The organism is Luteimonas endophytica, from assembly GCF_029887875.1.
GTDB classification, from domain to species: domain Bacteria; phylum Pseudomonadota; class Gammaproteobacteria; order Xanthomonadales; family Xanthomonadaceae; genus Luteimonas; species Luteimonas endophytica.
Map to the genome: position 1 here is coordinate 20,969 of NZ_JARXRM010000010.1, position 18,773 is coordinate 39,741.

22 protein-coding genes are annotated in these 18,773 nt (G+C 68.8%); 7 read left to right on the plus strand and 15 right to left on the minus strand.

What is annotated here, in order from left to right; all coding sequences use genetic code 11:
• Nucleotides 1-47: 47 nt before the first annotated feature.
• A complete protein-coding gene (locus QFW77_RS01745; RefSeq protein WP_280572471.1) occupies nt 48-1,889 on the minus strand; it encodes a DNA/RNA helicase domain-containing protein in 1,842 nt (613 codons plus the stop codon).
• Nucleotides 1,890-1,918: 29 nt separating this feature from the next.
• Nucleotides 1,919-2,269, minus strand: a complete 351-nt coding sequence (locus QFW77_RS01750; RefSeq protein WP_280572473.1) for a nucleotide pyrophosphohydrolase — start codon at nt 2,267-2,269, stop codon at nt 1,919-1,921.
• A 231-nt stretch (nt 2,270-2,500) separates the two neighbouring features.
• Here QFW77_RS01750 and QFW77_RS01755 point away from each other — a divergent pair, with 231 nt between their 5' ends.
• The 5 genes from QFW77_RS01755 to QFW77_RS01775 all read left to right on the plus strand — a co-directional run bounded on the left by QFW77_RS01755 (nt 2,501) and on the right by QFW77_RS01775 (nt 5,763).
• Nucleotides 2,501-2,746 (plus strand): CopG family transcriptional regulator, encoded by a 246-nt coding sequence (locus QFW77_RS01755; RefSeq protein ID WP_280572475.1) that lies wholly within the window; start codon nt 2,501-2,503, stop codon nt 2,744-2,746.
• 222 nt (nt 2,747-2,968) lie between these two features.
• On the plus strand, nt 2,969-3,598 hold the full coding sequence (locus tag QFW77_RS01760) for a nucleotidyltransferase domain-containing protein (protein ID WP_280572477.1): 630 nt from the start codon (nt 2,969-2,971) through the stop codon (nt 3,596-3,598).
• The gene (locus QFW77_RS01765; protein WP_280572478.1) at nt 3,552-3,995 is read left to right on the plus strand and encodes a UBA domain-containing protein; all 444 of its coding nucleotides are present in this window, start codon (nt 3,552-3,554) and stop codon (nt 3,993-3,995) included. Before QFW77_RS01760 ends, QFW77_RS01765 begins: the two co-directional genes overlap by 47 nt.
• 383 nt (nt 3,996-4,378) lie before the next feature.
• On the plus strand, nt 4,379-4,627 hold the full coding sequence (locus tag QFW77_RS01770) for a hypothetical protein (protein ID WP_280572479.1): 249 nt from the start codon (nt 4,379-4,381) through the stop codon (nt 4,625-4,627).
• A gap of 335 nt (nt 4,628-4,962) precedes the next feature.
• A complete protein-coding gene (locus tag QFW77_RS01775) occupies nt 4,963-5,763 on the plus strand; it encodes an XAC0095 family protein (protein WP_280572481.1) in 801 nt (266 codons plus the stop codon).
• Between the two features lie 205 nt (nt 5,764-5,968).
• Here QFW77_RS01775 and QFW77_RS01780 read toward each other — a convergent pair whose 3' ends face one another.
• Nucleotides 5,969-7,777 carry a sensor domain-containing diguanylate cyclase gene (locus QFW77_RS01780; protein ID WP_280572483.1) on the minus strand — a complete coding sequence of 603 codons (1,809 nt, stop codon included), beginning with the start codon at nt 7,775-7,777 and terminating at the stop codon, nt 5,969-5,971.
• Between the two features lie 575 nt (nt 7,778-8,352).
• On the opposite strand from QFW77_RS01780, the gene QFW77_RS01785 reads away from it, so the two are divergent.
• Nucleotides 8,353-8,505 carry a hypothetical protein gene (locus QFW77_RS01785; RefSeq protein ID WP_280572487.1) on the plus strand — a complete coding sequence of 51 codons (153 nt, stop codon included), beginning with the start codon at nt 8,353-8,355 and terminating at the stop codon, nt 8,503-8,505.
• Here the strand turns inward: QFW77_RS01785 and QFW77_RS01790 are convergent.
• The 12 genes from QFW77_RS01790 to QFW77_RS01840 form a co-directional block, all read right to left on the minus strand.
• The gene (locus tag QFW77_RS01790) at nt 8,472-8,897 is read right to left on the minus strand and encodes a VOC family protein (RefSeq protein WP_280572488.1); all 426 of its coding nucleotides are present in this window, start codon (nt 8,895-8,897) and stop codon (nt 8,472-8,474) included. The genes QFW77_RS01785 and QFW77_RS01790 overlap by 34 nt on opposite strands.
• 143 nt (nt 8,898-9,040) lie before the next feature.
• Nucleotides 9,041-9,526: a type II toxin-antitoxin system PemK/MazF family toxin gene (locus QFW77_RS19075; RefSeq protein ID WP_425603245.1), complete on the minus strand. Its 486-nt coding sequence runs from the start codon at nt 9,524-9,526 to the stop codon at nt 9,041-9,043.
• On the minus strand, nt 9,426-9,971 hold the full coding sequence (locus QFW77_RS01795) for a hypothetical protein (protein WP_280572489.1): 546 nt from the start codon (nt 9,969-9,971) through the stop codon (nt 9,426-9,428). Before QFW77_RS01795 ends, QFW77_RS19075 begins: the two co-directional genes overlap by 101 nt.
• Before the next feature lie 120 nt (nt 9,972-10,091).
• Nucleotides 10,092-10,322 carry a hypothetical protein gene (locus QFW77_RS01800; protein WP_280572490.1) on the minus strand — a complete coding sequence of 77 codons (231 nt, stop codon included), beginning with the start codon at nt 10,320-10,322 and terminating at the stop codon, nt 10,092-10,094.
• 86 nt (nt 10,323-10,408) lie between these two features.
• The gene (locus QFW77_RS01805; protein WP_280572492.1) at nt 10,409-11,476 is read right to left on the minus strand and encodes a lipocalin-like domain-containing protein; all 1,068 of its coding nucleotides are present in this window, start codon (nt 11,474-11,476) and stop codon (nt 10,409-10,411) included.
• The gene (locus QFW77_RS01810) at nt 11,466-13,928 is read right to left on the minus strand and encodes an FtsX-like permease family protein (RefSeq protein ID WP_280572493.1); all 2,463 of its coding nucleotides are present in this window, start codon (nt 13,926-13,928) and stop codon (nt 11,466-11,468) included. Before QFW77_RS01810 ends, QFW77_RS01805 begins: the two co-directional genes overlap by 11 nt.
• Complete coding sequence (locus QFW77_RS01815; protein ID WP_280572494.1) at nt 13,925-14,599, minus strand: ABC transporter ATP-binding protein; 675 nt, start codon at nt 14,597-14,599, stop codon at nt 13,925-13,927. Before QFW77_RS01815 ends, QFW77_RS01810 begins: the two co-directional genes overlap by 4 nt.
• Nucleotides 14,600-14,672: 73 nt before the next feature.
• Nucleotides 14,673-15,056 (minus strand): VOC family protein, encoded by a 384-nt coding sequence (locus tag QFW77_RS01820; RefSeq protein ID WP_280572495.1) that lies wholly within the window; start codon nt 15,054-15,056, stop codon nt 14,673-14,675.
• A gap of 345 nt (nt 15,057-15,401) precedes the next feature.
• A complete protein-coding gene (locus QFW77_RS01825; protein ID WP_280572496.1) occupies nt 15,402-15,674 on the minus strand; it encodes an antibiotic biosynthesis monooxygenase family protein in 273 nt (90 codons plus the stop codon).
• 78 nt (nt 15,675-15,752) lie between these two features.
• On the minus strand, nt 15,753-16,157 hold the full coding sequence (locus QFW77_RS01830; RefSeq protein ID WP_280572497.1) for a nuclear transport factor 2 family protein: 405 nt from the start codon (nt 16,155-16,157) through the stop codon (nt 15,753-15,755).
• Nucleotides 16,158-16,236: 79 nt separating this feature from the next.
• On the minus strand, nt 16,237-17,076 hold the full coding sequence (locus QFW77_RS01835) for a methyltransferase domain-containing protein (RefSeq protein WP_280572499.1): 840 nt from the start codon (nt 17,074-17,076) through the stop codon (nt 16,237-16,239).
• 34 nt (nt 17,077-17,110) lie between these two features.
• On the minus strand, nt 17,111-17,509 hold the full coding sequence (locus tag QFW77_RS01840) for a hypothetical protein (protein ID WP_280572500.1): 399 nt from the start codon (nt 17,507-17,509) through the stop codon (nt 17,111-17,113).
• A gap of 303 nt (nt 17,510-17,812) precedes the next feature.
• Here QFW77_RS01840 and QFW77_RS01845 point away from each other — a divergent pair, with 303 nt between their 5' ends.
• Nucleotides 17,813-18,682, plus strand: coding sequence for an alpha/beta fold hydrolase (locus QFW77_RS01845; protein ID WP_280572501.1), 870 nt, complete (start codon nt 17,813-17,815; stop codon nt 18,680-18,682).
• Nucleotides 18,683-18,773: the final 91 nt, after the last annotated feature.

Consider the following 18,773-nt stretch of genomic DNA (forward strand, 5'->3'; position numbering starts at 1 on the left):
CCGCGGACGAACGTTATCTGCTCGGATCATCTTGCTTCCCTGTCAAGTTAAAGCTCTTTGGTTCCGAGAATATGCACATAGCACCCCTTCATCCCCCGACTCATCAGCGTCTTATACGTATTCCGCACGATACGCTCCACGCGCTCGCGGGTGGCTTCGGGATCCTGCTTCATCAGGGTCTTGTAGCCGCGGATGGAGCGGTCCATGCGGGAGCGTGATTCGGGGAAGACGTCGGGCTGGCCGTCGATCCATCTCAGGTCCGGGCCGATGATCACGCCGACGTAGTCCAGTTCCAGGCCCTGGCAGGTGTGGATGCAGCCGACCTGCTCGACCGAGTCCGGCGCGACGATCCAGAGGCTGCCGTCCTTGTCGAGGTTCCACTGGGCGCGGTAGCCGTGCTCGGGGATCTCGATGTCCCAAGCTTTAGGATCCTTCTTGCTCTCCCAGTCCCAGCAGTAGCCGGCGACCACGCGGGCCTTGTTGTTGAGCTTGTTCTTCTCGCGGATCAGGTCATGCAGTTCGGTGGGGGAGTCGACAATGCGGAAATCGAAGCTATCGCGGTCGAAGTCGGTGTTAGCGGTCTCGCGGATGCCGAGGAAGTTGTCCAGCCAGGCGATGTAGCCGTCCGAGCCGCCGCAGCGGAACTGGGATGCCAGTTCCAGCCGGATGACCTCCGCGCCCATCTCGCCGGCCCAGCGTTCCAGCTCGGCGATGCGACCGATGTCGGACAGGGTCACGATCTGGTCGTCGTCGGCGAAGAAGACCGTGCAGCGGGCGCTGCGGATCAGCTCCATGATCTGGTTCTGGCCGAGGTTGCCGTACAGGCCGCTCTTCTCGTTGAGGCGATGCGCCTCGTCCACGACCAGCGTGTCGAAGACGTTGGGCTCGCTCTGGTGGAAGCCGCCCGAGCCGGCGAACAGGTTGCCGATCTCGACTTTGCGCAGGTGGCCGGCAAGCTTCTGCTGGTAGACCGCGCGTGGCGCTGCGTTCTTGGAGACGTACTTGGTCACCTGGCCACGCTTGGTCAGCTCGACCAGCAGGTTGATGGCAACCACCGACTTACCGGTGCCGGGGCCACCCTCGACGATCACCACCTGCTTGCGGGCGTTGCTGGCTTGCGCCGCCTTGGCCAAGCAGGTCTCGTAGACGACCTTCTGGTCGTCCACCAGCACGAACTCCTGGTTGCCCTTGAGCATCTTGGCCAGACTGTCGGCCAGCATCTTGGAAGGGCGGATGCGGCCGCTCTCGATCTCGTACAGCAGCTTGCCCTGGTCGCCCTTGCGGACGTGCTGCTTGATGAAGGCGCGAAGCTTGTTCAGTTCGTCCGCGCCGTCGAGGAAGACCGGCGCCTTGTCCAGGTACGCCGCGTAGTGGGGGTTGCGGATGATGCCGTCGTCCTTGTAGTTGTGCAGGTATGCACAGGGACGCAGTTCGGTGCCGGACTCGTACACCGCCTCATTGAATCCGTTGAGCAGTGCGGCGTACGACCAGGCCTGATAGCTTGGGTGGGCGCCCTCGGTTTCCGCACCGCCGCCGCGGTTGGCGATCAGGATTCCATCCTTCTCGCTGATGCGGGACTTCGACCACTGCTTGAGCTCGACGATGACGACATGCGGGGTGTCGTCGACGGCCTTGCCGGAGAGGATGAAGTCGATCCGCTTGGCGGTCTGCGGGATGCCGAACTCCACGCCGATGCCGATGTCGCCGGGAATGTCTTCGTCCCGGAGCACCCGCGCCATCGCCGCGAGCGACGCGCGCCAGGACCGGAACTCCGAGCCCGAGGCATACCGCCCGACCCTCTGGACGTAGGCGCGTTCGACCACGTCTTCGATCTGGTCGTGATCGCAGTCGTGCAGGAACTTCGACTTGGTGGCTTGGTAGACGATCACGCGGCCAATTCCCCCCTCGGCTCGCCGGTTCAGAGTTCCGTGTATTTCTTGCTGCTGCCCCGCGCCTTGTCGGCAGGGTACTTGGCGGCATTGATCGCCAACTTGTCGCGGGCCGCTCCGAGCGGTTCGATGCCCAGCTTGTCGGACAACTGCAGCAGGTACAGCAGCACGTCCGCGATCTCGTGGCCCACGGCCTTCCGCTGCTCTTCGTCGAGCTGGCGGCTCTGGTCGTCGGTCAGCCACTGGAAGTGCTCCAGCACTTCGCCCGCTTCGATGGAAAGGGATGCGGCCAGGTTCTTCGGCGAGTGGAACTGATCCCAGTCGCGCTCTTCGGCGAACCGGCGCAGGGCGGCCTGGAGTTCTTCGATCTCGCGACTCACGTGCGGTGCCCCCGGGAGCGGTCGTGCGCACCAAGTATAGGCAGAACAACAGTCGCGGGTTTCTCATACATCAGTGCGGATGCACCGATCGCCGCAGATGCCTCCCGGGGGCGCGGGACGTCAGTGAAGTCGGCAGGCGCCTACGCTCCAAGTTATTGATGGCCGCCCTTAGCTTGTCTGTGGCACATTCGTGCTGCTTGCTACGAGGCCACAGCCTGCCGGGAGCCCCGCATGAGCACGATCACCATCCGCCTGCCCGATGAACTGAAGGCCCGCGTCCCGCGCGGCGAGGAGGCTGGCACCACTTCGCAAGCCTTCATCCTGGAAGCGATCACCGAGAAGGTCGACCTGGCCGAGCAGAGCGCTGGCTTTCACGATGAGGCGGAGCGGCGCTTCGTCCGCATCGTGGAGACAGGCGAGACCATTGACTGGGATGAGGGCCGCACGTATCTGATGGACCGTCTCCGGGGTCAGTGAAGCGCCCGGTGGCGCGCACAACCGGGAAATGATGTGGCAGCCGTCATTTCGCCCCCCCGGTAAGCAGGTGATCTGGGTCGGCCAGAAGACGAAAATCGTCCGCGGCCACGCTACCGCGGTGCGACAGCGTTCCGGCGGAGTCGGCGGGACCGTCCCTACCCGGTTTGCCAACCACCGAGCGCAGTTGCTTGATGTTGCCATATGAGCAACAATCATTGCCGAATGAGCAACAACACCGCTCTGATGGATCTCCTCTTCGGCCAGGCCCGCCAGGCGGTGCTGGCCGTGCTGCTGCTGCAGCCGGAGGCCAGCTTCCACCTGCGCGAACTGGCGCGGCTGACCGGTAGCCATGCCGGCACCCTCGGCCGGGAATTGGAGAAGCTGGTTGCCGCCGGACTGGTGCTGCGCCGCGAGCAGGGCAACCAGATGCGCTACCAGGCCGATCGGGCATGCGCGCTCTACGGCGAGCTGGCAGCGATGTTCCGCAAGACCCATGGTGCCGTACCGGTGCTGCGAGATGCGCTCGCGCCCCTGGCGCCTGCCATCAGGGCAGCCTGGATCTTCGGCTCGGTGGCCCGGGGCGCAGAGGTGGCGGGGAGCGATGTCGATCTGTTCGTGATCGGGGACGCGGGGTTCGCGGACGTTGTCCGGGCCATCCACCCGGCGCAGGCGGAGCTGGGTCGGGAGATCAATCCCGTGGTGTACTCGGCCGCGGAGTTCAGGCGGAAGCTGGCAGCGGGCGATGCATTCGCCAGGCAGCTGTTGGATGGACCGAAGCTGATGGTGATCGGAGACAAGGATGACATTGGAGAATCTGCTGGCGATCCGCCAGCTGCAGCCGCACACGGCTGAACCTGCGGCGATCCGGAAGCTGCTGGGGGCGGCCCGCCGCAACCTGGCCGATGCGCGGGTGGACCACATCAGTCCCGACAACCGTTTCGATGCGGCCTACAAGTGCGTGATGCAGTGCGCGATGCTCGGGCTATGGGCGCGGGGCTATCGCACCTCCACCAGCCAGCCGGGCCACCACCAGACGGCGATCCAGTGCCTCGTCCATACGATGGGCGTGGCCAAGGACGACATCATCGTGCTCGACGCCTTGCGCCGGCAGCGCAACGTGACCGACTACGAGGGCGATCCGGTGTCGGAGGCCACGCTGGCAGAAGCCCTGGTGCAAGCGGCGAAGCTTTTAGCGCATACCGAAACCTGGCTGCGCGCGAACCGTCCCGACACGATTGGGGATACATGAACCTGCACGAGGCCAGGCCGGCCGCTGTTCCGTGTTAAAGCCAGGGTTGCGCATGCCGCGACAGGCCGAGGCCGCTCGGGCGGGCCAGGTTCGAGCCGAACGCTTGCTAATCGGCTCTGCATGAGCCGAATACGCCGCCTATTCGGCTCACCAGCGCTTCATCCGGCCTGGTGCGCAGCTGTTCGCCGATTTCAATACGGATCTGGTCCAGGTGACCTGCCCTCCGTGGGCTTCGGCACGGGCATTGCACGGCGTACCAGTACGGGCGTGCCCCAGGGGCGGGCCCGGAAGCATCGTTCTGGAGCTACCCAATGCCACGCAGCCAACAACGCACCAGCACTGTGATCGCCGGCCCCTGGTCACCGCCCCGCCCTGCCCCGGCTGTGCGCACGCCCGAACGCCGCAAGCGCGCGCCCACCGGCGATGCGGAACTGCTGCGCGCCGGGCTTACGCCCCAGCAGCAGGTCACGCTGGAGGCGATGGAGATCTTCCGCTGGCGGCTGGCCTTCGTGCGCCGGCCGCTGTTCCAGGCGCCGGTGCCGGTGCTGTTCGACCAGGACGAGACGCGCCACGTGGTGATCCGCGAGGACGGCGCGCTCGACGAAGAGCCGACGCTGAAGCTGCGGTCCTGACGAATCCCCGACGCTAACGCTGCGTCCTGACGGGCGGTCTTGCCGAAGGGACCGCCGTCGTTTTGCGCGCTTGACATGCGCAAGCGCGGGGCGCAAATTCGAGTTACGGAGCCTCGAAACTCCACTTACAGCGGTACCCACCTCCGACAACCCGGTGGGTTTTTTGTGCCCGCGCATTGTGGGACACGACCGACGCGATGCCTGCGTCGGGAGGGCGGTGAATACAACACCCGCAAGGGAAATAAGCCCGCCGGCTGTAAGCGGTTTCGAGCCTCCCGACTTCCCGTCGGCCGCGTTGCGGTGGGCGGGTCACTTCATGGAAGGAGGAGGCAACGATGTCGAAGCATGACCTGGAAGAGATGGGTACGACGGGCTATTTCCTGGCCGAGGACAGCCAGTTCCGGCTCAAGAAGCTGCAGGACTACATGATGTTCCTGTCGCAGTTGGCGCAGCCGCGGTCGAGCGAGGAAGAGCACCCCTGGGGCCCGGGCCCGGATATCCGCACCGCGGACCTCGAGATCTGCCTGGAGTTGCTGGCCGAACAGGTGCAGATCGTGCTGGACGAAGTGTCGTGGCCCGCGGAACGGGTGCCGAAGGCGGCTGGGTCGACGAAGCAGGCGGAAGCGGCGGAAGACGCCGATGAGGCCGATGAGACGGAAGCGGGCGGCATGGAGGTATCTGGGGAAGATGCTGTTCCTGAGGATCCGGACACGGCCGCGCAACGCTATGTCTTCGGCATCACCGGGGATCAGTTCGATACGCTGGACCGCCTGGTTCAGACCATTTCTGCCCACAGCGACATGGTGGCAAGTACCAATGCGGCCGACCTGGCCAGCGGCACCGTGTCGCTGGTGGGGCAGGCGATCTTCGACGGCATGGAAACCGTGCGCGCCATCCTGGACGCGGTGGAAGCGCAATCGTTGGGGCGGCTGGGTGATCGGACCGGCGTCGGTGAAGAGCGGGCTGTCTATGGCACCCCGATTGGCAGACCGATGCTGCCGCATTCGCGCGTGACGGAAGAGCGGCCCAGTTATGGGGAAGTGGTTGCACGGCGAACGACGCGGCGGGAGGCATGGCGGGTGGGCCCGGGATTGATGCCCGTGGCGGCCTCGCAGGTGGCGTGCGTGCTGCACTAGGGGCGGTCTGAACGAGCGGCGTCGTCCCTGCGAAGGAGTGGGCCGATGGGGACTGGAGCGTTGAACAGCAACGTCCTTGGGTTCCCCGCCTTCGCGGGGATGACGATAAATAAGGCGGGTTGTTCGGAGTTTTCTGGAGGCGCGGGTACAGCGCTGCCCAGGCGGGGCCGTATCCGTCTCGGTGTGCCTCACTCGTCGCTGCGGTTCATCCTGCCTTCGCATTGGCCACGCCAGCAACGTGATACCGATTACGCCCCGCATTCTTCGCCACGTACAGCGCGGCATCGGCCTGGGCCATCAGGGCGGCCGGGTCGACGGGCTCGGCGGTGCAGGCGATGCCGATGCTGGTGCTCACGGTGAGATGCACGCCGCCGGCGTCGACCGGGCGCGCCATGGCGTCCACGATCTTGCGCGCGACCGTTTCCGCGCTGACGGGCGCGGCGTCTTCCAGCAGGATCACGAACTCGTCGCCGCCCAGCCGGGCCACCAGATCGGTGTCGCGCACGCTGTCGCACAGGCGTTTGCCGAAGGCCTGCAGCACGATGTCGCCGGTGGCGTGGCCATGGCCATCGTTGATGCCCTTGAAGTGGTCGATGTCCAGGCACAGCAGCGCGATCGGGTTGCCTTGGCGCTGCAGGCGCCTGCACGCAAGGGAAAGGCGTTCTTCGAACTGGCGGCGGTTGGCCAGGTCGGTCAGGGCGTCCACGCGCGACTGGCGCTCCAGCTCGCGCCGGCTTTCTTCCAGCGCCCGTTCGGTGGCCACGCGGCGGTCGATGTTGCGCGTGGTGATCATGAGGTCGATGCGGCCGCCGCCGTCGTCGGCGGGGATGGCGCGCGACACCGCTTCCACCCACACGTACCGGCCGTCCTTGTGGCGCAGCCGGTAGATGTCGGTGCGCGGCTGGCCGGTGGCCAGGGCGTCGGCCATCGCCTCGCGCTGGCGCTCGCGGTCGTCTGGGTGAACGATGGCCAAGTGCGGGCCGTGCATCTCGTCGGGTCGCCAGCCCAGCATCTCGGTGACCGAGGGCGAGACGTAGGTGCGTTCGCCATCGGCGCGCACGCGGGTGATGGCGTCGTGCGAGTGGTCGGCCAGCATGCGGTAGCGCCGTTCGCTGTCGCGCAGGCGCGCGGCCAGGCGGTCGCGCTCGGCCATGGCCAGGCACACGGGGATGGTCAGCAGGCAGCCGCCGGCGATGTACAGCTGGATCACGGCGATGCGGCCGGCATCGTCCAGGCCTTGCTGCCACAGCGGGCCGTGGCCCAGGGTGGTGGCGATGGCGGCCACCAGCGCCAGTGCGATCACCCCCAGCGCCGCGCCCACCAGCCGGTGTCGCACCGCTATCAGCAGCAATGGGGGATACGCCAGGAACAGTACGGCGTGGGGGTTGAGGAACACGCCGGTCGCCACCGCCACGATCAGCGCAAGCGTGGCTGCCAGGTCCCAGCGCCGGCCGGGCGCGACGAACAGACGCTGCCGTTCGCGCAGCGCCACCAGGGTCATCGTGGCCACCACCACCATGCCCACCACGTGCGCGGCGAACCAGCTGCCCAGGGTGGGCAGGAACGGTTGCGCGTTGAGGGTATGGGCCAGGCCGGCGGCCAGCACACCTGCCATCGCGGCGGCCAGCAGCGTGGATGCGGTGGCGATGCCGCCCAGGCGCATCCAGTTGCGCGGGTCGCGGGTGTCGGGCACCAGGCGCCGCACCGCGCCGGCCACGATCAGCGCTTCCAACAGGTTGCAGGCCGCGACGGCGACGGCATACGGCGCTTCATCGCCGGCCAGCATGCGCGCGGGCAGTTCCGCCACGAACGCGACCAGCACGTAGCCCGGCCAGGTGGCCGTGCGCCGCGACAGCAGCCAGCCGGTGAGGATGCCGTTGCCCACCCAGATTGCGGCCAGTTCGCCCGGCCCGCGCGCCAGCGTGAGCGAGAGCCAGGCGGTGCTGGCGATCAGCACCGCCAGGATGCTGCGGTCGGCCCAGTACGTGCGTGGCCGGGTCGGGCGCTGGCGCATGCCGTCCTCGTGGGTAGGGACGCCTGCACTGTAGGCAGCGGCGGGCCGCTTGTCATTCGCGGGGCGCCCGGGGCTGGGCACGGCGTTTCGCTCTGCCGAGACCGTCGCTTCTTGCACGCTCGTTTTCCATGCGCGTGCTCAGGGGAAAGGTGAAGCCCACGACCAGGACGAAACACGCCACGTGGTGATCCGCGAGGACGGCACGCTCGACGAAGAGCCGGCGCTGAAGCTGCGTCCCTGACGAATCCCCGGCGCTGAAGCTGCGTCCCTGACGGGCGGTCTTGCCGAAGCGACGGCCGCCACCCCGCACGTTTGACATGCGCAAGTGCGGGAGCAAATTCGATTCACGGAGCCTCGAAACTCCTCGTAGAGCGGTACCCACCTCCGACAAACCGGTGGGTTTTTTGTGCCCGCACATTCCGGGGCACGACCGACGCGATGCCTGGGTCGGGAGGGCGGTGAATACAACACCCGCAAGGGGGATAAGCCCGCCGGCTATCCACGGTTTCTAGCCTCCCGACTTCCCGTCGGCCGCGTTGCGGCGGGCGGTTACTTCATGGAAGGAGGAGGCGAGGATGTCGAACCAGGAACCGAACGTGCCGGGGCTTCGCGCGGGAGGCGGTCTCGAGCTGCTGGCGGAGCAGACGCGTCCGCGGATCGAGCCGACCCGCGAAGCGGGCCGGCTCGTCGATGGCTACGCGCCAATCTGGTCGAAATCCGGGTTATAGACCACCTCCCAGACATGGCCGTCCGGATCCAGAAAATACCCGGCATAGCCGCCATAGAACGTCTCGGCCGGGCGCTTGAGCGGCGTGGCGCCGGCCGCCCCGGCCTGTTCGAACGCGACATCCACGGCATGCTTGGAGTCGACGTTGAAGCCGATGGTCATCGCCCCGGTGAAGCGATCGGGAGCGGGGCGCCCGGTGTCGTGAGCGATGCTTGCAAGAGGCCAAAGGGCGAGCTTCAATCCCGGTTGCACATCGAAGAACGCAACCGCCCCGAACTCGATCTCGGTGCCCACAATCCCTTCCGTGGACAAGCCCAGTCCCTCTCGATAGAAACGAACCGCGCTTTCCAGATCGCGCACGCCCAACGTAAGTACGGTGATTCCAAAGTTCATGGATCTCTCCTTTGCAGACGAGTTCATTGAACTTGGACCGACCAACGAGCTGCTGAAAGCAAAGCACGACCTTCAACCGACGCAAGTCGGACCAAGGCCGCGGGGCCGCGAAGGGCGCAGAACTCCGGTTCGGAGCGGCTGGACTAACCATACCAGCCTGTCTTTTTCGGCGGCCTCAGACTACCGCCGCAATCCGAACGAGGCAACGCCCGAGCAGTCAGGGATCCGGTCATGCGTCTGCACCGAAGTGCCTGCCCAGCCGACCAATCAGGGCACCCGGCGCCTGTGCGATTTCCAGCTGGTCCAGCAACTGCTCGGAAACACCATGTGGCCTGCTCGATGTGTTCGCTGAGCGAACAGACCACCACGGTCGCGATCCTGGAGTGGTTGAAGACGTCGCTCTGCATCACGAGGTGCGGATGCGGCGATCCGGACATGGCGCCGATCGATGCGTCGGCCGCCACCCGGAAGATGTCCCCGTAGTTGATCAACGCCCTGTGCCCTGCTGTTGCATCCCTGCCCGACCTGCTAGGTCGCAGCCCGCGAACGGGTGGAGGGCCGCACCACGGCTGCCACCCCCCGGAAGACGAGGCGCACCACGACCGACACGGCTGCGAGCACGGCGGCAACGAGCGAAGGCAGCACGGCACCGAAGGTGAACGTCATGCCGACGATGAACCCGAAGACGTACTCGGCACGATAAACGGGCAAGGCCACGGCGAACAGGAGCAGACCAATGAACAGCCCGGAAGTGACGGCCGAGGCGTCGAGCTCGAAAGACACCGCCATTGCCGCACCGTACAACAGGCCACCAGCGAGGCCTGGCCACATACCGGCAGACATACCAGGCCGGGTCGACGAGGCCAGATGGTTGCGGATCCGGACACCCAGCATCCAGCCGAGCAGGGGCAGAGCGATCAACCCGAGCCAGTTGGAAACGGCGGGTAGATCCGGGTTGTTCAACAGGTGATGGCTCTGCACGCCACCGCTGAAATGTTCATACGCGAGATGGGCGGCCGCGAACCCGAGCGAGGCGAGCGCAAGCAGTGCAGGCACGCGGCGGCGCATGGTCATGCTCTGTCGATCCTCACTGGGGGCTGGTCGTGTGCCTCACACCGTAGTGATCGTGCGGACCAACGAGAACGTGCTGTAGGTCACCGTGCTGTCTGGCATGCGGCCTGGCCCGGGTGCCGGTCAACCCGCGTCCGGATCGTCCAGCTGCGTGTCGACCAGGTAGCGGTCGTGTTCGGCGAGCATGGCCTGGATCCGCCTGGTTGCGAGCTCCGCGTGCGCGCCGGCCTGCTCCACGATGGGGTCCGCCTCGGCGATGAAAGCGACCCAGAATTCGCCCGGGTCCGGGTGCTGGGCGATCATGCCGGGCAGCCTGTTCTGCAGGGCGTCGAGTTGCGCTTGGAGCTCGGACAAGTCGGCCATCTGCGGATACTGGCATTCCGGGCGTGGAACGTGCATGACTTCCTTGCCGGCCGGGACGTCGTCGGCCGGGATGTTGATCAGTACCCGGTCATCTCCAGGTAGCCGATGCCGCCGGCGCTGCCGGTCACCCGCACCGGCCCTTCCCAGTACGCGGTGTCCAGGTCCATCCAGGCTTCGGGATTGATCGCGGCGACCTCCACCTCCAGGCCATCGCCGGGGATCGCCAGCGACCAGCGGGTCGGCACCTCGCGCCCGGCCACGTGGGTGGTGTGCAGGGGCCGCAGGCGGATCTCGCCTTCGCCCAGTGGCGCGATGCGCTCATCGGGGGCGATCCAGTTGCCGCTCAGAAAGGCGCCGCCGCCGGCGTGGCGCAGGCGGAACAGCATCAGCCGGCGGCCGTCGTCGAGGTGCAGAGAGAACCAGTCCCAGCCGTGCTGGTCGGCGGCCAGCGGCTGGCTGCTCCACTCGCGGTCCATCCAGGCCGTGCCGGTGACCGCGACCTCGCGGCCGTCGATATCGAGCACGCCCTCGGCGCGGAAGAACGGCTGGCTGTAGTAGTACGAGGCCTGCCCGCCGGCGGACTTGCGGCTGTAGCCCTGCTCGCCCTGCAGCACCAGCGGCCCCTCCGCCTGCAGGCGCAGGCGGTAGCCGAATCCGCTGCCGCTTGCGCGGGCGCGCAGCTCGCCGGCCGGGTCGCCCTGCAGCGACCAGTCGTCGATCCACGCCTCGAAGGGCGCGGCCACCACGCCCGCCTGCCCCACCCCGCCGCGCGCCATCCGCTGCGCCGACCAGTGCCGGTCCCGGGTGGTCAGGCCGGCATGGCCCATCCACAGGTTGCCGTTGCCCCAGCCGGCCGCATCGGCGGCGGGGCGCAGGGCGTTGCGGAACAGGGTCCATTGCACGCCGTAGTCGCGGCCCTCGGCATCGCGCAGGTTGGCGGTCAGATACCACCACTCGATGCGGAAATCCGGATGCGCGCCGTGATCGACCGGGAACGCGAATGCCCTGCCGGGGACCACCCGCGCGAATCCCTCGCTCTCCTGCCCAAGGCCGGCGAAGCCCCCCGACGGCGCCGGCGCCGGCTCCGCGCAGCCGCCCGTGAGCAGCGCCAGACCCGCCAGCAGCCAGCCCCGTCTAGCGCTCATCGGCGAACGCCCCCAGCAGATCCACCGGGCGGCTGCGCCAGAGCTTGAACAGCGGCCAGGCGGACGCCAGCGCGGTGGCGGCGGCGGCCCAGCCCGCCAGCTGCAGCAGCTGCCCGGGGAATACCTGCAGCGGCAGGCGCCAGCCGAATGCCTGCACGTTGATCACCGCCACCAGCGCCCAGGCCAGCAGGATGCCCAGCGGCAGCGCCAGCAGCAGGGTCAGGCCCGACAGCAGCCAGGCCTGCGCGGCGTTGAGCTGCATCAGCCGGGCCCGGCCCACGCCCGTCGCCCACAGCGGCGCGAGTTGCCCGAGCCGCCCTTGCCCCTGGGTCAGCAGCGCGATGAACAAGGCCACGCCCGCCACGCCGAGCGTCAGGCTGTTGAGCGCGGCCGTGGCGCTGAAGGTGCGTTCGAACACCTGGCTGGCCCAGCCCTTCAGCCGCGCCTGGTCGACCACGCGGTCGCTGCCCAGCGCGAACCGTTCCTGCAACCGCGCGGCCAGGGCGTCGACCCGGTCCGGCGCCACGCGCACCGCGACGCTTTCCACCGGCGCGGCGGGCCAGTGGCGGAGGAGTTCCCCGCCGGGGACCAGCACGTGCCCGCGTGGATTCCCGTAGTCGGCGTAGATCGCCACCACCCGCGGCCGCCACGGCGCGCCGGCGGCCGGCAGCGCGACGGCATCGCCGAGGCCCACGCCGAGCCGGCGCGCCAGTTGCTCGCTCAGCATCAGCGCGTCGCCACCGAACAGCGCATCCCAGGGCCGGTCGACCGATTGCAGCAAAGGCCAGTGCGCGCGATACAGCGGATCGTCGGCGATGCCGGTGAGCTCGACCAGGTGGCCGGCGACCTCGACATCGAGCCCGCGCACCGCAACCTGACGCTGGACCTCGGGCTGGCGCGCCAGCCATGCCTGCAGCGCGCGCGCCTGGGCGTCGTCGGCCGGGCGCACGTACAGTTCGGCGGCCAGCCGCTGGTCGAGCCAGCCGGTAAAGGTCTGGCGGAAGCCTTCGGTCATGCTGCCGGCGCCGATGTTGGCGGCCAGGGCCAGCAGCAGCGCCATCAGCGCCAGGCTCAACGCCGGCAGCTGCTGGCGCGCGTCGGCGATGAACCAGCCCGCCAGCGGCGAGCGGCCGGCGGTGGGGATCAGGCGCAGCCCGCCGCTGAGCAGCAGCGGCAGCGCGAGCGCGGCGCCCAGCAGCATGCCGCCGAGCATGACGAAGCCGCTGACCAGGCTGCCGCCCCATCGCCATGCCGCCAGCGCCACGGCGATGGCCACCGCCGCCGCCACGCCCTGCCGCCGCAGCCACAGCCGGTGCGCCTGCATCCAGGCCTCGCCGCCCGCCACCGCCAGCAGCGGCAGCCGCGCCGCGCGCCAGAGGCTGCCGGCGCCGGCGAGCAATGCACCCATCAGCGCCAGGCCGAGCCCGCTGAGCCACCACGCCGGGCTGAGGGTCAACTGCCCGCCGATCTCCGCGCCGTACAGGCCACGCAGGCTGGCGGCCACGTCCGGCAGCAGCAGGCTGGCGAGCAGGTAGCCGCTGGCCACGCCGGCGGCCCCGCCCAGCAGCGCCAGCGCCCCCAGTTCGATCGCCAGCGCCAGCAGCAGCGCGCGCACCCCGACCCCGCTGGCGCGCAGGGTGCGCAGCAGCGGCCGCCGCTGCTCCAGCGCCAGGCCGATCGCCGCGTGCACGATGAACAGGCCCACCGCGAACGCCAGCAGCCCGAGCGCGGTGAGGTTGAGATGGAAGCTGTCGGTCAGCCCGTCCAGGCCGTTGCCGTCGCCGTCGTCGCGGCGCAGGCGCGCGTCCCAGGGGGGCGGCAGCGTAGCTTCGGCGCCGGCCGGCAGCAGCAGCCGGCCGACTTCCCCGGGCTGCTGCAGCACGCGCTGCGCCACGCCGATGTCGACCATCACCACGCCCGGCGCCATGCCTTCGCGCACCTGCAGCGGCGGCAGCCGTTCTCCGTTGGCCAGCGCCGGGGTCGCGCCCTCGCGCCAACCCCGCGCCGCCAGGGTCTGCGCCGCGATCCAGCCCTGGCCGGGCGGGCTGATGAAATCGATCAGACCTTCCACGGCGGCGGGCGCGCCGGCGATGCGGCTGCCCGAAGGCAGGCTCAGCGGCTCGATCCCCATGATGCGCAGGCGGCCGCTGCCGTCGGCCAGCTGCACGGCGCCCTCCAGCACCGGCGACACCGGCCAGCCCTGCCGGCGCAGCGCGCTGAAGGCGGCCTGCGGCAGCGGCTGCCCGTCGACCGGCTGCAGGCTCGCGTGCGGCGCACCGCCGATCAGCCCGCTGGCGCGCGCATAGCTTTCGCGCGCCTGGCCGTTGATCGCCTGCACCCCGGTCAACAGCGCGGTCGCCAGCCACAGCCCGGTGAACAGGCTGAAGAACTGCACCGGGTGCCTTCGCCAGTGGCTGAGCAGGGCACGCAGGGTCCAGCGCACCACGTTCATGCCGGCGCGCCCGGCCCCGGATGCACCCGCCCCTTGCGCAGCACCACGGTGCGCTGCAGCCGCGCCGCCACCTGCGGGCTGTGGGTGACCATCAACAGCGTGCTGCCGCTGCCGGCCACCAGCTCCAGCAGCAGCTGCAGCACCTGCTCGGCGGTCGCCTCGTCCAGGTTGCCGGTGGGCTCGTCGGCCAGCACCAGCGCCGGGCGCGCGGCCAGCGCGCGGCCCAGCGCGACGCGCTGCTGCTGCCCGCCGGACAGCTGCTCGGGATAGCGATGCAGCACGTCGCCCAGCCCCAGCCGCTCGATCAATCGCGCCTGCCAGGCCAGGTCGTGGCGGCCGGCCAGCCGCGCCTGGAACGCCAGGTTGTCGGCCACCGTCAGGCTGCCGACCAGGTTGAACTGCTGGAAGATCAGCCCGATCCCGCAGCGGCGCCACTCGGCCAGTTCGGGCTCGCCCATCGCGTGCAGGGCCTTGCCATCGGCGTGGATGCGGCCACTGTCGGCGCTGTCCAGCCCCGCCACCAGGTGCAGCAGCGTGCTCTTGCCGCTGCCCGACTCGCCCATCAGCGCCAGGCTGCCGCCACGCTCCAGCCGCAGGTCCACGCCCTGCAGCACGGGCAACGGCCCCTGCGGGGTCTGGTAGCTCTTGTGCAGGCCCACCACTTCGAGCATCGACGGCCTCCGGCGCATGGGCCCATGATCGCCCAGGCGAACGTGGCGTGTAAGCGCGCCGTCAGCGCGAGCGCTAGGGGCCGGTATTGCCCAGCGCGTCGTGAGGCGCCGGTTCCCACAGTTCGATCGGGTTGCCCTCGGGGTCGTGGATTCGCGCGAACCTGCCGACCTCCGAGTCCCATTCTTCCGGCCGGGTCTCCACGTCGATGCCCTGATTGCGCAGCTGTTCGATCATCGCGTCCAGGTCGGCGACGCGGAAGTTGATCATCCACTGCTGCTCGGGCCGGCCGAAATACCGGGTGTCGTGCTTGAATGGACAGAACACGGTGGGCCCGCTGTTTTGGTGCCAGACGGCTTCGAAGATATCGATGCCGAGGTGGTCGGTGTACCAGCGCGACAGCGCTTCGGGCTCCTTCGCGCGGAAGAACACGCCCCCGATGCCCAAGACCTTCTGCATGTTTCCTCCTGCTGTCCGGTACCAGCGCCGCGCCAGTATGCACTTACGCTCCCGGTCACGGGCTGCCGACGTGTGCTTCACGTGCAGATCGGGATATGTCCAGCGCGTGCCGGGGTCCGTACCGAACGCCAGCGCAAGGACTGCAATGATGCGGTCTTGATCGGATGGCGTGGCGGTCTCGACAGGCATCGTGGGCACAGCGCTCTTTGAAGTGCAATCACGTGGTCAACATGGTTCATCGATCCTTGCGCGGCAGCTCGCACGACGTGGAAGCCGTACCGTCCACCACCGACTGGACCTTGAAGCCCAAGCGGGCAAGCAGCGCCTTTGCTCGGTTCTTTTAGGTCAGGCGTCGAACCGCGCCACGGGCTCCACCTTCACCGGCGGCTCCCGGAGCGCGAGCTTCCGTGCGATCGCGGGCACTTCCGGGTCGGCGAGGAACCCCTCGTAATCCTCCTGCGCCCAGTCGAAGAACGCCCACACCCGTTGGGGGTCGCCGGGGTCGCGGACGAGTTGGGCGCCCTTGCAGCCGTGCTCGCGCCGCTTCGCCACGCCCTCGTTCGAGAAGGTGCGCAGGAACTGGTCGAAGTCCGCCACGTGGGCGATGGTGACGATCATGGTGCCTCCCGATGCCGATCGATTGCCTGCTGCGCGGTCCGCGGCGCGGCTTGAACCGGGTTCGGGCCGCCGCTCCATTCACCCCGCATGCTGCCTGCCGATTTCCGCCAGCAGCTCGGTTCTGTCGAAGTAGACCTCGTTCCTCCGGATCTTCCCTGCGCTGTCCAGTTGAACAAGGCAGACGCCCGTCGCCTCGAGCACCTTGGGCCCCACCGGGATCTCGGCGCGCCACTTGTTCAAGAAGCCGCCCTCCATGGGAATGCCCTCGATCTGCGACCACACCCAGTCGGGGTTGCGGCCGAGCAGCTTGGTGAAATAGGCGAGCAAGGCGGGTTTTCCCGCGATGCCCTGCGGCACGCCAGGATCGAGGTAGAACGCATCGTCCGAGTAGAAGCTGGCGAGCCGTCCGGGATCGTTGCCTGACCACGCCGGAAGCCATGCTTCCGCGAAACGGCGCGACTCGCTTTGGCTGAGGAACTTCATGGGGCTTCCGTTGCGGCCCGGCACCCGGCAGCCCGGGCGGGCCGGTATCGCCCGAGTATTCGGCCCGGGCCCAGACGCGTCAATGCCGCCCGGCCGCGCAGACCGCGACGTTCGGCACCCGGACGCCGCCATCGGCCGCGGCGTACTGCCGGAGACTGCCGGCCAGCCTGTGCCGGTAGTCGGCCAGTTGCTGCGGCGATCGACCGGAGAACAGCGCGGAAAATTCCGGCGAGACGTCCATCAGGTAGCGCGTGCAGTCGTCGGTGGACCGGAATTCCAATGTCAGCGCGGTTTCCTCGATCCGTACATCGGCGAAGCCGGCACGAGCCAGCTGCCGGGCCAGCGCGTCTTCTACCGAGCCGGAAGCAGGAACGGTGGGCCCGGGCGGCGGCGGCAGGTCGAACGCCTCGGTGGCGGCAGCCATCGCCAGGCTCGCCATGGGGCGGCCCCTCGGCCCCGCCTGCCACACCGACGTGGCGAACCATCCATCCGGAACCAGCACGCGCCGGACCTCGGCCGCGGTGGTCTCCGGATCGGGCAGGTAGCCGAGGCCCCAGCGGCACAGCACGGCGTCGAAGCTGCCATCGGGAAACGCCAGTCGCCCCGCATCCATTTGCAGGAACTCCACGTTGGCCAGGCCCAACCCGGTGGCCCGCTCCCGGGCGATCGCGAGCATCCGCGGCGAACGGTCGGTCGCCACCACCCGCCCGCGGGGGCCGACCCGGCCCGCCGCCATCAACGCGGGCTCGCCGATGCCGGTGGCGATGTCCAGCACGCGCTGGCCGGGCCCCACCTTCGCCAGGTCGAGCATGCGCGCGCTGACCGCCTGCGCGCCCTGCTCGATGCTCGGCCACCACCGTTTCCAGCCGGCGGCCACGTCATCCCAGGCGGAGCGCTGATCTTCCGCGGGGCGCTGCATACGGTGGCGTCGGCCCGAGGATGAACCGCGGGGCCTAGAGCCGCGTTCTGCGGTATTCGGCCGCCGCCTGGGACGCGGTGGGGTTGGACATGGCCATGCCGTTCACGAACACCGCTGGTGCACCGGCCCGGAACACCGCCACGGCGCGGTCGATGCCTGCGATCTGCTCGGGCGTGGGATTGGCGACCTCGAAATCGATCCCGCTGCCGCGCTTCACGGGGATGCCCTGCCCGTCCAGCGCGGCGATGAGCGATTCGGCGCGTTGGGCCTGCTCGGAGGGGCAGTTCGGCGGTGCGAGCACCAGCACGGTATTGCGCGGGGCGCCATCGGGCATCTCCACCTGCACGAACCCGTTCGGGCTCGGCGCGGCTGCGGCCGCCTCGGCTTCCTGCCCCTGCCACCAGCGGTACCCGCCGAACAGCGCGGCCGCCATGAGAACCAGCACAACGAACCGCATGGGAACCCCCTTGGTTTCCGCGTCCTATGTTCGATTTCCCCGAAGCCTGGTGGCCGAGTGACCAGGTATGCGCACCCGGCGAGGCCGGGTGCGCTTTCCCCGGAGCCGATAACCGCGGCCCCCTCGCCCGGACAACTGTAGCGGACAACGCAGATGAAGACAGCCGGGGGGCGTGGCGGGCAGCTCATGAATTCGTTAGGCGGCATTGCCGGGGTTCTCACCGACCGATAACGCCCGAACAATAGATTCGATGATCTTCAATCCAACCCGGAGCAATCCATGAAAATGGAGCGACTTCGCCTGTCCGGCGGCACCGAGCTGGCGTTCGCCACAGCGGGCGATGCAACCAGGCCCGCCGTGCTGCTGCTGCACGGCACCCCGAACTCGTCGCGGATGTTCGAGGCCGTCGTTCCGGCGCTGGCGCAGGCCGCCTACGTGATCGCGCCCGATCTGCCGGGCCACGGCCAGTCCGGCGTGCTGCCGTCGATCTCGTTTTCCGCCATGGGCGAGGCGATCGCCGAGCTGCTGGAGCGGCTCGGCATCGGGCCGCGTTTCATCTACCTGCACGATTGGGGCACGCCGGTGGGCCTGCACATCGCGATGCAGGCGCCGGAACGGGTGCTGGGGCTGATCGTCCAGAACGCCAACGCGCACCGCAGCGGATGGGGACCGGGCTGGGCCGCGCAGCTGGACTACTGGGCGCAGCCGACTGCGGAAAACACCGCGGCGGTCACGGCGCACCTGACCCTCGAAGGCACGCGCGACACCTACGTGGCCGGCGTCCCGGCGGACGTGGCCGCGCGGATCCCTGCCGAGCACTGGGAAGAGGACTGGCGGGTGATGAACCTGCCGGGCCACCTGGACACCCAGCGCGCGCTGATCGACGACTACGCGAACTACGCCGCGCGCTTCGACGACATCGCCCGCTACCTGGAGCGCTGGCAGCCGCCCGCGCTGATGGTGTGGGGACGGCACGACGTGTATTTCGATCTGGCCGAGGTGCTGTCGTGGATGCGCGCGCTGCCGAGGATGGAAGCGCACGTCCTCGACGCCGGCCACCTGCTGCTGGAGACGCACGCGGCCACGGCGGTGCCGCTGATGCTCGATTTCATCGAACGCACGAAACGCAATGCGGCGCCCGCTGCGTGAGCCCGAGGGACGGTCGGGACGGATCGACAGTCCCGACCTCGCGGCTGCGTGTCGCTGTCGGGGCTGCTGGCGGGCGGCGGGCCGGGCCCGG

What these genes read in the sequence shown, in the direction of transcription:
- QFW77_RS01755 (WP_280572475.1), top strand. Translation starts at nt 2,501, where the DNA reads ATGAGCACGATCACCATCCGCCTGCCCGATGAACTGAAGGCCCGCGTC.
- QFW77_RS01760 (WP_280572477.1), top strand. Translation starts at nt 2,969, where the DNA reads ATGAGCAACAACACCGCTCTGATGGATCTCCTCTTCGGCCAGGCCCGC.
- QFW77_RS01775 (WP_280572481.1), top strand. Translation starts at nt 4,963, where the DNA reads ATGTCGAAGCATGACCTGGAAGAGATGGGTACGACGGGCTATTTCCTG.
- QFW77_RS01780 (WP_280572483.1), bottom strand. Translation starts at nt 7,777, where the DNA reads ATGCGCCAGCGCCCGACCCGGCCACGCACGTACTGGGCCGACCGCAGC.
- QFW77_RS01785 (WP_280572487.1), top strand. Translation starts at nt 8,353, where the DNA reads ATGTCGAACCAGGAACCGAACGTGCCGGGGCTTCGCGCGGGAGGCGGT.
- QFW77_RS01790 (WP_280572488.1), bottom strand. Translation starts at nt 8,897, where the DNA reads ATGAACTTTGGAATCACCGTACTTACGTTGGGCGTGCGCGATCTGGAA.
- QFW77_RS01795 (WP_280572489.1), bottom strand. Translation starts at nt 9,971, where the DNA reads ATGACCATGCGCCGCCGCGTGCCTGCACTGCTTGCGCTCGCCTCGCTC.
- QFW77_RS01805 (WP_280572492.1), bottom strand. Translation starts at nt 11,476, where the DNA reads ATGAGCGCTAGACGGGGCTGGCTGCTGGCGGGTCTGGCGCTGCTCACG.
- QFW77_RS01810 (WP_280572493.1), bottom strand. Translation starts at nt 13,928, where the DNA reads ATGAACGTGGTGCGCTGGACCCTGCGTGCCCTGCTCAGCCACTGGCGA.
- QFW77_RS01815 (WP_280572494.1), bottom strand. Translation starts at nt 14,599, where the DNA reads ATGCTCGAAGTGGTGGGCCTGCACAAGAGCTACCAGACCCCGCAGGGG.
- QFW77_RS01820 (WP_280572495.1), bottom strand. Translation starts at nt 15,056, where the DNA reads ATGCAGAAGGTCTTGGGCATCGGGGGCGTGTTCTTCCGCGCGAAGGAG.
- QFW77_RS01825 (WP_280572496.1), bottom strand. Translation starts at nt 15,674, where the DNA reads ATGATCGTCACCATCGCCCACGTGGCGGACTTCGACCAGTTCCTGCGC.
- QFW77_RS01830 (WP_280572497.1), bottom strand. Translation starts at nt 16,157, where the DNA reads ATGAAGTTCCTCAGCCAAAGCGAGTCGCGCCGTTTCGCGGAAGCATGG.
- QFW77_RS01835 (WP_280572499.1), bottom strand. Translation starts at nt 17,076, where the DNA reads ATGCAGCGCCCCGCGGAAGATCAGCGCTCCGCCTGGGATGACGTGGCC.
- QFW77_RS01840 (WP_280572500.1), bottom strand. Translation starts at nt 17,509, where the DNA reads ATGGCGGCCGCGCTGTTCGGCGGGTACCGCTGGTGGCAGGGGCAGGAA.
- QFW77_RS01845 (WP_280572501.1), top strand. Translation starts at nt 17,813, where the DNA reads ATGAAAATGGAGCGACTTCGCCTGTCCGGCGGCACCGAGCTGGCGTTC.